The following is a 14,080-nucleotide window of genomic DNA, read 5'->3' as shown; positions in this document are numbered from 1 at the left end:
GCCCAAACCCCAAACCCCAAACCCCAGTCCACAACCCAAAACCCAAACTCTCAAATCTAAACTCTTATGGTCAGTCTGCTAGAAAATCCCTTGCGCGTTGGTCTGCAACAACAAGGGATGCCCGAACCCCAAATTATAGTCATTTTCGGCGCTTCTGGTGATCTTACCTGGCGCAAACTAGTCCCAGCGCTGTACAAACTGCGGCGAGAAAGACGCATTCCGCCAGAAACTACCATTGTCGGTGTGGCACGTCGGGCGTGGACTCATGAATACTTCCGCGAGCAAATGCAAAAAGGCATGGAAGAGGCTCATGGGAATGTCGAACTAGGGGAACTCTGGCAAGACTTCTCTCAAGGTTTGTTTTACTCTCCCGGAGACATAGACAACCCTGAAAGCTACCAGCAGCTAAAAAACTTATTGACAGAATTAGACGAAAAACGGGGCACACGGGGAAACCGGATGTTTTACCTCTCCGTTGCTCCGTCCTTCTTTCCCGAAGCTATTAAACAACTAGGGACAGCAGGAATGCTAGATGATCCTTACAAACATCGTCTGGTAATTGAGAAGCCCTTTGGTCGGGACTTAGCCTCAGCCCAAAGTCTCAACAAAGTAGTGCAGAAATTCTGTAAGGAAAATCAAGTATACCGCATTGACCACTACTTGGGCAAAGAAACAGTCCAGAATTTGCTGGTGTTCCGCTTTGCCAATGCCATTTTTGAACCTTTGTGGAATCGTCAGTTTGTTGACCACGTGCAAATCACCGTGGCAGAAACTGTAGGTGTAGAAGACCGGGCGGGATATTATGAAAGCGCCGGTGCTTTAAGAGACATGTTGCAGAACCACCTGATGCAACTTTATTGCTTGACAGCAATGGAAGTACCTAACGCGATGGATGCTGACAGTATCCGTACGGAAAAAGTCAAAGCATTACAAGCTACCCGTCTTGCTGATGTGCATAACTTGTCTCGTTCCGCAGTACGCGGTCAATACAGCGCTGGCTGGATGAAAGGACAGCCAGTACCAGGGTATCGGCAAGAACCAGGAGTTAATCCTAATTCCACCACCCCCACCTATGTAGCGATGAAGTTTTTGGTGGACAACTGGCGCTGGAAAGGTGTCCCCTTCTACCTACGGACGGGAAAACGGATGCCGAAAAAAGTCAGTGAGATTTCCATCCATTTCCGCGATGTTCCTTCTAGATTATTTCAATCCGCCGCTCAACAAGCCAACGCCAACATTTTGGCCATGCGGATTCAACCAAATGAAGGAATTTCCCTGCGTTTTGATGTAAAAATGCCAGGAGCAGAATTCCGCACCCGTTCCGTTGACATGGACTTTAGTTACGGCTCCTTTGGTATCCAAGCAACTTCTGACGCTTACGATCGCCTATTCCTTGATTGTATGATGGGCGACCAAACATTATTCACCCGTTCAGACGAAGTAGAAGCGGCTTGGCAGGTAGTTACACCAGCCCTTTCTGTGTGGGATGCACCCGCAGACCCCACCATCATTCCCGAATACGAAGCAGGTACCTGGGAACCAGCAGAGGCAGAATTCTTGATTAATCAAGATGGTCGTCGCTGGCGCCGACTGTAGAAAGGACTTCAGACTTCAGACTTCATACTTCATCCTAAACATTTGGTGAAAATGAAGAAAGGGCGAACGGTTGTTCGCCCCTACTGAAGAAAGGGCGAACAACCGTTCGCCCCTACTTCAGACTTCATACCTCACACTTCAGACTTCACACTTCATACTTTTACTATGACTTCCCAAGCTCCCACAATTTTTTCACTCCAGGCGCCAAAGGATGTTTCGCTCAACGAAATCGAAGCGGAACTGAATCAGATTTGGCAAAGTTACGGCATTACTGGCGAAGATGGTGGGCTTCCTGCTGCTACCCGCGCCACAACTTTTACTCTAGTGGTTTATGAACCGGAAGAAACTCAGTATCTGTTAGCGGCTTTAAGATTTTATAGCGGCCCCATTGATGGCATCTTAGGGCCGCAGACAGAAGCTGCGCTGCGAGAAGCGCAAAAAAATTATGGACTCCCGGAAACCGGCGTCGCTACTCCAGAAACCTTGGCTATCTTGCGAGAAGAATACGTCAAACGTCAGCGCAATGGGGCAAGTGGTGATAAAGCTGGGAGTGATATCAGTTACGGTTTAGATACAGCTAGCCCCAGAATTGCTGATGAAATTGCCATCCGCAATCCGTGCCGGATCATTGCTCTGTGTCCCATTGCAGGTGAAGATGATGGCGTCAAGGCTCAAGTTTCTGCTTATTGCCCCATCCAAAAACAATCTTCCAGTACACTCATCTGCTGCGAATACATTACCCTTTCTGGTACAGCCGTTGCTTTAGAACGGGTGGGGGGGATGATTCCCGCTTTGTTGATTGGCGGCTTACCCAAATTTCTTTGGTGGAAGGCGACACCAGACCCCAACAATGCTGTATTCAAGCGCCTAGCGGCAGTTTGCAATAATGTGATTGTCGATTCTTGCAACTTTAGTAAGCCAGAAACAGACTTACTCAGTTTAGAAGAGTTAGCAACCGCTGGTGTACCTCTGGCTGACCTCAACTGGCGTCGCCTCGCCGCTTGGCAAGAATTAACCGCTGAAGCTTATGACCCACCCCAACGTCGCGCGGCTTTAAAAGAAGTTGACCGCGTGACAATTGATTACGAAAAAGGCAACCCCGGCCAAGCGTTGCTGTATTTAGGTTGGTTGGCGAGCCGGTTGGAATGGTTACCTGTTTCTTATCAACTAGAAAAGGGAGATTATGAAATCTCAAAAATCTCTTTTCTCGCCCAAGACCAGCGACAAATAGAAGCTGAATTAGCAGGCGTTCCCGTTGCAGATGCAGGTGATATTGCGGGAGATTTAATTGCTTTGCGTTTGAGTTCCACTAATCCGCAAGCAAATTGTGGTACTGTAATTTGTTCAGAAACTGGCGGTTGTATGCGGATGGAAACCCACGGTGGCGCCCAATCTGCAGGCTTGTTTCAACAAGTGAGTTCTCTTTCTGAACAAAAAGCTGAAGTGTTGCTGAGTCAGCAGGTGCAACGCTGGGGACATGAGGCGTTGTTTGAGGACAGTTTGGCAATTGTGGCGAAGGCTCTCAAGTTGTAATTGAGAAGCAAGGGCTAAATTTTCAATGAGAAGAAAGGGCGAACAACCGTTCGCCCCTACGAGAAATCTATCTGTATCAACTTTTTCGTGAATTGGTATAACGCCAATTCCATCAGCAACACCTAAAAAAAAGCGTAGGCTTGACCTACGCTTTGCAAATACAATCACAAATTGTTAATTCAAAATAGATTGCAACAATGGTTTATCTTGGGATAACTTACCTGTCCGCAACCATTCTGCCATTTCCTCTGGAGCCGTTGCTTGCTGGAGGCGTTCTCTGAGTTGAGTTCCTTCCAAGATTTCTTTTTGCAACAATTCTTGGGCTGTTTCTTCGAGTAAGTTGCGGTTCTGTTGCAGAATACTCAAGGCTATATGATGGGCATTATCAACTATCTGCTTGACTTCGCGGTCAATTTCTTCCGCTACTTGGGGGCTGATGGAACGCCGGGGATTACCATAGCCTTCGATAAACTGTTGCTGGACTTTTTCAAAAGCTACTGGCCCTAGTTTATCGCTCATGCCGTAGATCGTAATCGATCTTTCTGCCATATCAGTAGCTTTTTGGATGTCATCGGCAGCACCAGTAGATACTTTGCCGAAAATGATTTCCTCTGCAGAACGTCCACCTAATAAAGTAGCAATCCGTCCGCGAATTTCGTCTTCAACCATCAAGAAGCGGTCTTCTTCTGGCATCTGAATTGTGTAGCCCAAAGCACCCACACCACGAGGTACTACAGAGATTTTCTCCACTCTACCAGCGCCGGGCATCAAAGCACCGATGATGGCGTGACCAACTTCGTGATAAGCTACGGTTTTCTTCTCTGTTTCGTTGAGAACACGAGAACGTTTTTCTAAACCAGCTATTAGGCGCTCGATCGCTTCGTTGAAATCTGCCATGTTCACAGCTTGGCTATTTTTTCTAGCTGCTAACAGAGCGGCTTCATTGACTAAATTAGCTAAATCTGCACCAGCAAAGCCAGGAGTTCTGATAGCGATGGTAGCTAAATTGACATCATCAGCTAATTTGACGTTTCTGGCGTGAACTTTGAGAATCGCTTCCCGACCGATTTTATCAGGGCGGTCAACCACAATTTGACGGTCAAAGCGACCAGGACGGCGGAGGGCGGGATCTAGGACTTCGGGGCGGTTAGTCGCAGCGATGATAATTACGCCTGTGTTGGCGTCAAAACCGTCCATTTCGGTGAGTAATTGGTTGAGCGTTTGTTCCCGTTCATCGTTACCACCGACAAAACCACCAGCACCACCGCGAGATTTACCCAGGGCGTCTAACTCGTCAATGAAGACGATACAAGGGGCTTGTTTTTTGGCTTGTTCAAACAAGTCGCGGACTCGCGCTGCGCCTACACCGACGAATAATTCGATAAATTCTGAACCAGAAATGCTGAAAAATGGTACACCAGCTTCACCAGCGATCGCTTTTGCTAATAGTGTTTTCCCCGTCCCTGGCGGCCCTACCAGCAATGCACCTTTAGGAATTTTCGCCCCTAAGTTGGTGTATTTGGCAGCGTTTTTCAAGAAATCAACAATTTCTTCTAGTTCGGCTTTGGCTTCATCAACACCAGCCACGTCACTAAATTTCACACCTGTGCTACCGTCAGATGAAATTCGGGCTTTGCTTTTACCTACCGTCAACGCCGCCGGGCCGCCACCTTGACGATTAATTAAAAAGCCCCAAATAGCAAAGAAAATTAACGGTGGTGCAATCCAGCTGAGTAGAGTTCCAATCCAGCCATTTTGATCTGGTGGTGGGGCTGCAAACTCAACGTTATGCTCACGGAGAATCTTTGGTAAATCTAAGTCAATCGCCACTGGTGTAGTAGCGAATACTTCTTCTGTAGGTTGTCCATCGGGGGTTTGAGTTTTCAGAGAATATTGAATGCGATCGCCACCCACAATCGCTTTATCCACTTTCCCCGCTTCTACTTGGACAATAAAATCACTATAAGGAACTTGCGGTAATCGCGGGCCGAAGAAACTCGGCACAATTAAATTCAGCAGTAGTAACAGAGTTAATAAAATTAAAAAGCTACCACCAAATTGTCGCCACCTAGGCGGTTTCATTTGGTTTTTGTTATTGGTTTCAACTGGCATTTTGATGTACCCTCTAAATTGAATTTCTTATGAGATATATTTTGCAAAGATTTGTATCTATGGGTCTATTCTAGAGATGAGACGGTGTGCGCCAAATTCGTGTACACCCCACCAAAAGATGTGTATTGCCGAACTTTTATGGAAAATCAGTTGGGATTGGTTCTGAAGGTCTTTCTACTCTCGGCTGTGCTGTCGCTGTTGATTAAGTACGCAGCACCAAGTCTAGCGATTCCGGGGACAGACACCAACGCCCTGATTATGGTTTTGCTGCCAAATATAATTTTAGCGATCGCTCTACTCTGGCGATTCCAATTGCGGCAAAATTAGGGTGTGGGCAATGGGGAATGGGACAATAAGCGCCGACAACCTGCCCATAGACTACTAGACCGGAGTTGCTAAAATCGGCTAACTTAGCTGCATTAGACGACTGCTGGGGGTCAGCTTGTGAATTTAGGTCAATGGATCGGTTTAATCGCCATAGTTCTTTCTCTATATATCTTGTGGCAAATTCGAGAAGTGCTGTTGCTGATGTTTGCAGCAGTTGTTTTAGCCGCCACCTTGAATCGACTGGCGCAAAACCTCGAACGCTTGGGAATGAAACGAGGAGTTGCTGTACTCCTAGCAGTTGGTATCTTTTTTGCTGGCATTATCGGTTTCTTCTTGCTGATTGTGCCACCTTTCGTACAGCAGTTCCAAGAATTAACATTTAGGGTGCCCCAAGGTTTCCAGCGTTTTAACACTTGGCTGGATGAACTTAAAAGTTATGCCCCTAGTCAGTTGACTAATTACATCCCTAACATAGATAGTTTAGTACAGCAAGCACAGCCATTTGTCAATAAATTAGTAGGGAACTCTTTCGCGTTTGTTTCCGGTTCCTTAGAAGTTGTCGTCAAAATCTTCTTGGTGCTGGTGCTGACAGGGATGTTATTAGCTGACCCTCACGCTTATCGTAAAGTATTTGTGCGGCTATTTCCCTCATTTTATCGGCGGCGCGTGGATGGGATTTTAGACAAATGCGATGACTCATTAGGAGGATGGATAACTGGCGCAGGTTTTGCGGTGTTGGTTGTCGGGCTGATGAGTGTGATTGGCTTGTCAATTTTACGAGTGAGAGCAGCACTGGCGCTAGCAGTTCTCGCAGGATTTATGAACTTAATTCCTAATATTGGCCCTACATTAAGTGTAGTTCCCGCAATGGCGATCGCTCTTTTAGATTCTCCCTGGAAATGCGTTGCGGTGATTGTGCTCTACATCTTCATCCAACAAGTCGAAACCAATTTCATCACACCTGTTGTCATGGCTCATCAAGTTTCCCTGCTACCAGCCGTGACACTGATCGCCCAGCTATTTTTTGTGACATTCTTCGGTTTTTTAGGCTTGTTTCTCGCCCTACCTCTTACTGTTGTCGCCAAGATTTGGCTACAGGAAGTTTTGATTAAAGATGTTTTGGATGAATGGAGAAATGATCATCAAGAACATAATCAATTAGTAGGAAGTGCTGCATCTGCAGATTTAGATGAAGTCACAGATAATGATGACAAAAACAAAGCAGAAAATTGAGCCATAGCAGGGAATTGGTAATTGGGAAAAAGGTGATTGGGAATTGGGAACAACTTAAACTGTATTTTTCTTTCCCATTACCGATTACCCATTACCAATTACCCATTACCAATTACCCATTCCCTATCGATATTCTTCTAACAATTTAGGAATGTAATCGTAACCATCTACGCCGATGATGGCAATCAATTTCGGGCGATGCTGTTGCAGTGCATTTTGGAATGCTGTTTCACCCATTTGATTGTAGAGAATTGTCAGTAACCCGGCTGATTTTCGCCATTCACGAGAAGCAATTTGGTTTAACAAATACATGCCTAAACAACCTGTGTAAATGGCTCTGGTGAAGTTTGCTTGGCTATAATTTACTTCAGCTAAAGTTGTTAAATTTAATCCTTGTAAATACAAGTCACCTGACATTTGAGCAGCATTAAAGCCTGCTTCTAAATTTTTAATAGCATTCTCTGGTTGTTGCATGACTTGATAAGCAATGCCAATGCTACTTAAACACAAAGCTTTACCTTGAATATCGCCTAATTTTTCTGATAATTTTAAACCTTGTTGTAGATAATTAATCGCCATTTCATAGGTTTCTGGTTCTAGTTGTTCTAGCTGTTGCGCTTGCATAACTTCGCTATAGCCGAGATTTACTAGTGCATTGGTTTCGCCGAGGCGATCGCCTGCTTGGCGACTGAGAATCAGGGCGCGTTGGCTATAATTAATCCCCTCGGCGTAATTTTGCTCTTGAACGTAGGTGCGGCTGAGGTGGTTGAGATTAGCAATTTCACAAGGGCGATCGCCTGCGTTTCTGGCGATTTCTACTGCTTGTTGATGAAAAGCGATTGAGCGCTGATATTGTCCCATCGCTCGCTGTGAGTAACCTAAAAGTGTCAAAATCCGCGCTTTTTCTTGAGTACCTTCCGCTTGTCGCAGCGGTTCATCTAGATAATCAAGTGCATTTCTTAAATAACTGCCGGTAAAGGAAGCAAATATCCCGCCATATAAGGGAAAATATGGACGCTGGCTAAAGGTTCGCAGAATTTGCAGCATGATTTGCGAACAACCATCACTGTAAGCTGCAGCAATTTTTTGAAAACCGCTGGCTAACTGACTCCAAATCACTGCAAAAGTCAAGAAGGTGGAAATAGATAATTTTGATCCAGCTTCAATGTTATAAGTTTGCTGGTCAAACCAATTAACTAACCCTCGTTGCAAATACTGCAAAATCAGTGCTAATTCCACCCATTCACCAAGGGTGACGCTGCGTTGCTGTTCGATAAATTGAATTGCTGATTGTTCCATAGCGAGAGTGCGGAACAAACCTTGGGGTAACTGGCTACTTACTTGTTTTGCCCATGTTGCCCAAGGGCCTTTTTCACCGGGTACACCACCAAATCCCAAGTCTCGATTTTGCTCATACATCCAGCTTACCAGATGGTCTTGCAATCGTTGCCAAGCAGCTAAACCACGTGTCACCCCGATGGAAATTTGTTGTAAATCAGCATCAGCTTGAGCAAATTGTTGCAGAGATTTTGCTAACTGCTGTAGCTGTTGGACATTAAACGGATACTTTTGATTAGGATCGGTGAAGCGTAACAGTGTCGCTAGGCGTTCAGGCGCAGCTGCTGTGGTGATTTCCCTGACCGCAAGCACGATCGCTTCTGTTGCTTTATTATGTTCTTGCCAACGTTGCCATTGACTTTGAATCGTCTTAATTGCTCTTAAGCTGCGAGTGGCTTTCGCTTTCTTGAGTTCATCGGCTTCGCCATCCGCTTGGTTTTGAATGATGTTTAACCGATCGCTCAAAGCCAACTCAAACACTTCCCCTGTCCCAGGAGTCAAGTCCTTGAGCAACATCTGATATACTTGCTCAACCGAGCTAATCTGCCCTTTGAGGGTAGATTGCACAATATCATCAATTAAAGCCAGATAGCGATCGCGCAATGACAGAGATTCTGACACTTTAGCTATTTCGACAACGTTACATCAATTCCCATTCTAGACAAGGATGAAGTGGGAAGTGGGAAGTATGAAGTCTGAAGTCTGAAGGGTGAAATTAGTTTGTGGATTCACGCTCATGCACTTTTTGCGGTATTAATAATCAAAGAACCGAAGATTAAAAACCGAGGCTTAAAAAAAACACCCCCTAATCCTAGCCTGCAGCGCTCCGCTGTGCATCTACATCCCACACCTTTCATCCCTCATCCTTCATACTTCATACTTCATCCTTCATCCTTCATCCCCAATGCCTCGCACCCCCACACTCACCTTTAATCGTGGTACTCTGATTTTGCATCCACCACCACGCGGTAAAGCTTGGATGGACTACGCCACGTGGGATGATCGAGTGGAAAAGTTTCGTTTCCCAGCAATTAGATACCGCTGTTTAGTGGAAGCACTACAAGCTGAAGAAATTGATTTTATCGACGAAGCTAAGGAATTCTATCCGATAGATTTAATCCCCAGTTTAGAAATGACGCCTTACCCCCACCAAGATGAGGCATTAGCGGCTTGGAAACTGGCAGGAAGACAGGGGGTTGTGGTGCTGCCCACGGCGGCGGGAAAGACTTATTTAGCGCAAATGGCGATGCAAGCGACGCCCCGCACCACCCTAATTGTTGTCCCGACTTTAGATTTGATGCACCAGTGGTACGCACATTTAGTGGCTGCGTTTCCTGACGCTGATGTGGGATTGCTGGGCGGTGGTTCTAAGGATAGGACGGCTATTTTAGTGGCAACATATGATAGTGCAGCGATTCATGCCGAAACTTTGGGAAATCAATATGCATTGCTGATTTTTGACGAGTGTCACCATTTACCCACTGATTTTAGTCGCGTCATTGCCGAATATGCGATCGCTCCCTATCGTCTCGGACTCTCAGCCACACCAGAACGCACCGATGGTAAACACGCTGATTTAAATATCTTAATTGGTAGAGAAGTATATCGCAAACGCGCTGAAGATTTAGCGGGGAAGGCATTAGCTGAACATGAAATCGTGCAAATGAAGGTGAAGTTATCGCCACAAGAAAGGGAAAGATACAACGAATTAATTCAACTCCGCAACGATTTTTTAAAACAATCTCGCATTTCTTTAGGAAGCATTCAAGGTTGGCAAATGTTCGTGCAAATGAGTGCGCGATCGCAAACTGGACGCAGAGCCATGTTAGCTCACCGCGAAGCCAAGGAAATCGCTCTGGGGACTGATGGGAAATTGCGAATTCTGGCTAATTTATTAACCAAGCATTTTCCTGAAAGAATTTTAATTTTCACCGCCGATAACACCACCGTTTATCGCATTTCCCAAGATTTATTAATTCCCTCCATCACTCATCAAACACCAGTCAAAGAACGCCATGAAATATTAACTAAATTTCGAGAAGGTGAATATAACACTCTCATTGCTTCCCATGTTTTAAACGAAGGTGTTGATGTCCCGGCGGCTTCTATTGCTATTATTTTATCTGGGACTGGTTCCACAAGAGAATATATCCAGCGTTTAGGCAGAGTTTTAAGAAAGGGAAATACTGAAAACAAGCAAGCTATTTTATATGAAGTCGTCGCCGAAGATACAAGCGAAGAAGGAACTTCTGCACGGCGACGGGGAGAACAGAAACGCGAAGCAGAAAAACCAAATAAACCGAATTTGCAAGTTGTGCAGCCGATTTATGAAGTTAAAAAAGAAAAGAGTTATAAAGCTGCTGAACAATTAGAAATAAATTACTCAACCGAGAAGAAAGATGTTACCAACAGACCTATTGATGCACCGCCACAACGGAGAAGAAATCATCCCGAAGAGGTTGAAGATTGATGACCAACAAATGAGCTTGGCGAGGGAGTTAATTAATTATTTTCAAGCAGCAGTAGGCAAAACTCAAGGTGAACTTGAGCGACAATTAGCAGATTTTGAAGGAGACACCACAGATTATCGCGTCAAGCGGGGTTTAGCTTATATTTTAAAAAGCAGTTTTTGCACATTCGAGGTGGTTAGTCCCTTAGAACCACCGATGTTAAGAGAAAGAGTGTTTACGCTGTCAGCAAAATCAGTTCCCAGTCGAGAATCAACACAGCAAACTTTAAGCCAAGTAGCAGATGAATTAACCCGTGAATTAGAAAGAGAAGTTTTACCAGCACAAGTCCACACCGGACTGTATGCAGATTTAGCAGAAAATAAAATTTTGACAGTTTTTGATGCACCAACACCGCAAGATTTATTAAATCGATATAACCTATCGCAAGTACAAGGCGTGTTTTATAAAGCGAGTCAGTTAGTGTTAAATGCTCACCGCAATGTTCCGGGAGAATATAAGCTATTGTTTCGCTATTTAAAGTTGTTTCAATTAATGGCTTATATTGAGGGCGATGCCGACCACGGGTTTACAATTACCATTGACGGGCCGACCAGCTTATTTAATCCTAGTACACGTTACGGGTTAGCGATCGCCAAAATGATTCCTGCCCTACTCCACGTTACTAAATGGAGCCTCGCAGCTACCTTAAAAAACCGCGACACCTACACCAACACCTGGAGAACCGGACGCTTCACCCTCAATTCTGAATGCGGTTTAGTCTCTCACTACTCCCCTGGTAAACCCTACGACAGCATGTTAGAAGCATCCTTCGCCGATAAATGGGATGCATTAAAATCCGACTGGTTTCTAGAGCGAGAAGTCGATTTAATTCCCATCCCCGGTAGCGTCATGATTCCCGACTTTCGCCTAGTCCATCCTGATGGTAGAAGTTATTTATTAGAAATAGTTGGTTATTGGCGTCCAGAATACTTACAAAAAAAGTTTTCTCAAGTGCGGCGTGCCGGATGTGATAACTTAATATTGGCAATTTCCGAGCGATTGAATTTAGAAAAAGCGGGAGTGAAATTAAACGATGTCCCCGCTAGAATTATTTGGTTTAAAGATAAATTATTACCGAAAGCTGTGTTAGCAGTTATGGATTAAACTTTTAGGACAAATTACTTATTAATATACTGATTCAATGAAACTACCGCTTTTCTATATAAAATGTTTGATTATCTTTAATTTTGTGTTCAACACTTACAGCAATATTCGTTTTCTCTAAAACTGTAATTTCTTCATATGGTTCGTTGTTTAACTGAATTGTCAAAATAGACTTTTTGTAAAATTTTCCTTCTCTCGTTTCGATGATCAGCATATCTCCAACTTTTATATTATAATTGTCAATTTCAAACGCCAATACTTTATTGCCAAAGACGTTAATCACTTTTTTTATTTTTTGAAAAGTGTGTATTGATTCTTGTTTGATAACTTCTTCAACTAACGTTTCAAAAATAGCTTGGCAATATTTTTCTAAAAATTGAATATAAGGCTCTAATCCAGATGTACTTAAGATATCATCCAATTTTTCTGAACCGTGAGCAATTTGATTTCTCCTTTCAACTAAATCATTTATTTTATTATATAAAATGTCTTTTTCTACTCTGGAGATTTCATTTGTTTTTAAGCCAATTTCATTGCTAAGACTTTCATTTTTAGCTAATCCACTGTTCAAATCAACATTTAAGTATTTGAATAAATCTACAATTTTATTATGTTTTAAGTTGCCCGATAAAATGACAAATGCTTCGGTATTTATTTGATAGCTTGTAGGACTGACAATACATTGATTTAGCTTCTTTAACACCTCCTCTTTTGTAAGGTGTTGATATTTGACACTTTCCCTACTTATAATAGTATTTATGAGTTTTAAAGAAAGTTCAAAATGATTGTCTCTAATTTTTTCGTCCATATTGCTATACTCAACTATCAGGCTAGACAGTGAATTAAGATACTCTTTAATCCAGATTTCAACGTACTTTTCGAGCAGCCCATAAAGTGAAATAATAGATGCTTTATATTCAAATAATTTTTTCTCGGTTCCAAAAGCTTTATAGTGATTCTTTAGCGTATTTAGCAATGTTTGAATTTGCTTATTATCCGTTTCCAAAATAGTATAACCAGCAACATTATTTACATATTCAATATGTTTTAAATATTCTCTGATTTGATTTATTTCTTTTTTAAAGCTCTCCAGAGATTCCGCATTCATAATTTCTATCAAAGTCAATTAAATATAGCTTTGCAGAAAATTATGAAAATAATTGATGCGTGCTTCTACATCTTTTTTGTTATTGTATCTCCCATCAAAAAGGAATCTATTATTTTCTTCCTTGATGTATAGTAATTCTTTAGCTAAATATAAATTCTTTTTAATCAATGTTTTATTTTTTATCAAACTTTCTTTGTGAGAAATATTATTTGCGAATACCTGCATTAGTGGATCATAAATAGTTTTCAATGGCGTTTTCCTGTCACGCTTTTCTTTTGGTGGTATAAAAGCTAAATCTCCTAGTACAGAGTAAATTAAATTTATAGTTTCTTGGAAAAGGGTTTCAAGACTTTTTATTGTTTCATCTGAATAATCATTTGCTTGCTTTAAATACTCATCTAAAAATTTGTCCACTGGGGATTTTAAATTATCTACATGGCGATAAGCAAAGAATCGTAAAACTAATTCAACATCTTCCATTCTACGATAAGATTCGCTTTCAAGTAATTTTTCTTCTCCTTCACTTTCTAAAGGTAGATTCCACATTTTACGAAAAGAGTCATTTTCAGCAAGTTTTATACATAACCGATTAAACTTGCCATTATGCAAGGCATTTCTTGTTTCTTGTGGAGTTAGTTTCTCCCCTCCACTATTCAGTCTCTCAAAAACTATCTGTTTGAGATATTCAGCTTCTTCTTGGCTTTTAGCTGTTTCTTGTAATAAGACAATAGAGGATAAATAGCGCCTATCTATACCTCTTTTCACCTGCTCAGGCAAATCTTGATATTTTCGTCCATTAAGTTCCTGCCAATATTCCAATCCTTCCAGCTTAAATTTTCCTTTATAAAAATCATAGATAGCCGTTAGTCTTTGCTGTCCGTCCATTACTTCATAAATAGAATAATCTATTTCATACAGAAATATAGGTGGAATAGGTACATTCATTATGAATGATTCTATTAAACGTGATTTTCGAGTATCGTCCCATCTTTTTCTGCGCTGATATTCAGGATTTCGGATATATTTTTTACTGTCAAGCATAGTTTTTATACTATCAAGTGGGTAACGAGCTTGTTCCGTTACAATTCTTATCTCTCCTTTCTTGTATTTGTCATTAATTTCATTGTCCGAAAGAAATACTGGAGAAATATCCAACCTATTGTGAGAAATGAATGTTTCACCTAAAATCAAGTGACTATTTGAACTCATATTAATTTCA

10 protein-coding genes are annotated in these 14,080 nt (G+C 42.5%); 6 read left to right on the top strand and 4 right to left on the bottom strand.

The window, feature by feature from the left end:
* The first annotated feature begins 66 nt into the window (after positions 1-66).
* Together zwf and opcA are read left to right on the top strand one after the other, a co-directional pair.
* Positions 67-1,596, top strand: coding sequence for a glucose-6-phosphate dehydrogenase (gene zwf, locus MIC7126_RS0103590; protein WP_017651752.1), 1,530 nt, complete (start codon positions 67-69; stop codon positions 1,594-1,596).
* 165 nt (positions 1,597-1,761) lie between these two features.
* Positions 1,762-3,129, top strand: a complete 1,368-nt coding sequence (gene opcA / locus MIC7126_RS0103585; protein ID WP_017651751.1) for a glucose-6-phosphate dehydrogenase assembly protein OpcA — start codon at positions 1,762-1,764, stop codon at positions 3,127-3,129.
* A 174-nt stretch (positions 3,130-3,303) separates the two neighbouring features.
* Here opcA and ftsH read toward each other — a convergent pair whose 3' ends face one another.
* A complete protein-coding gene (ftsH, locus tag MIC7126_RS0103580; protein WP_017651750.1) occupies positions 3,304-5,241 on the bottom strand; it encodes an ATP-dependent zinc metalloprotease FtsH in 1,938 nt (645 codons plus the stop codon).
* Between the two features lie 138 nt (positions 5,242-5,379).
* Here ftsH and MIC7126_RS0103575 point away from each other — a divergent pair, with 138 nt between their 5' ends.
* Positions 5,380-5,568 (top strand): hypothetical protein, encoded by a 189-nt coding sequence (locus tag MIC7126_RS0103575; protein WP_017651749.1) that lies wholly within the window; start codon positions 5,380-5,382, stop codon positions 5,566-5,568.
* 117 nt (positions 5,569-5,685) lie between these two features.
* Positions 5,686-6,801, top strand: coding sequence for an AI-2E family transporter (locus MIC7126_RS0103570; protein ID WP_017651748.1), 1,116 nt, complete (start codon positions 5,686-5,688; stop codon positions 6,799-6,801).
* A gap of 123 nt (positions 6,802-6,924) precedes the next feature.
* Here the strand turns inward: MIC7126_RS0103570 and MIC7126_RS0103565 are convergent, their stop codons facing one another.
* Positions 6,925-8,760, bottom strand: coding sequence for a tetratricopeptide repeat protein (locus MIC7126_RS0103565; RefSeq protein ID WP_017651747.1), 1,836 nt, complete (start codon positions 8,758-8,760; stop codon positions 6,925-6,927).
* 283 nt (positions 8,761-9,043) lie between these two features.
* Here MIC7126_RS0103565 and MIC7126_RS0103560 point away from each other — a divergent pair, with 283 nt between their 5' ends.
* Together MIC7126_RS0103560 and MIC7126_RS0103555 are read left to right on the top strand one after the other, a co-directional pair.
* Positions 9,044-10,609, top strand: a complete 1,566-nt coding sequence (locus MIC7126_RS0103560) for a DEAD/DEAH box helicase family protein (protein WP_017651746.1) — start codon at positions 9,044-9,046, stop codon at positions 10,607-10,609.
* Entirely contained in the window at positions 10,539-11,753 is a 1,215-nt protein-coding gene (locus MIC7126_RS0103555) for a DUF790 family protein (RefSeq protein WP_026100010.1), read from the top strand. Before MIC7126_RS0103560 ends, MIC7126_RS0103555 begins: the two co-directional genes overlap by 71 nt.
* A 43-nt stretch (positions 11,754-11,796) precedes the next feature.
* Here the strand turns inward: MIC7126_RS0103555 and MIC7126_RS0103550 are convergent, their stop codons facing one another.
* Together MIC7126_RS0103550 and MIC7126_RS0103545 are read right to left on the bottom strand one after the other, a co-directional pair.
* Positions 11,797-12,879 carry an MAE_28990/MAE_18760 family HEPN-like nuclease gene (locus tag MIC7126_RS0103550; RefSeq protein ID WP_238553599.1) on the bottom strand — a complete coding sequence of 361 codons (1,083 nt, stop codon included), beginning with the start codon at positions 12,877-12,879 and terminating at the stop codon, positions 11,797-11,799.
* Positions 12,880-14,070 (bottom strand): DUF262 domain-containing protein, encoded by a 1,191-nt coding sequence (locus MIC7126_RS0103545; protein WP_017651743.1) that lies wholly within the window; start codon positions 14,068-14,070, stop codon positions 12,880-12,882. It abuts the gene before it with no gap.
* Positions 14,071-14,080: the final 10 nt, after the last annotated feature.

Source organism: Fortiea contorta PCC 7126, assembly GCF_000332295.1.
In the GTDB taxonomy this organism is placed as follows: Bacteria; Cyanobacteriota; Cyanobacteriia; order Cyanobacteriales; family Nostocaceae; genus Fortiea; species Fortiea contorta.
The sequence above is the reverse complement of the archived record's forward strand: the minus strand, read 5'-3'. Positions and strand labels throughout refer to the sequence as shown.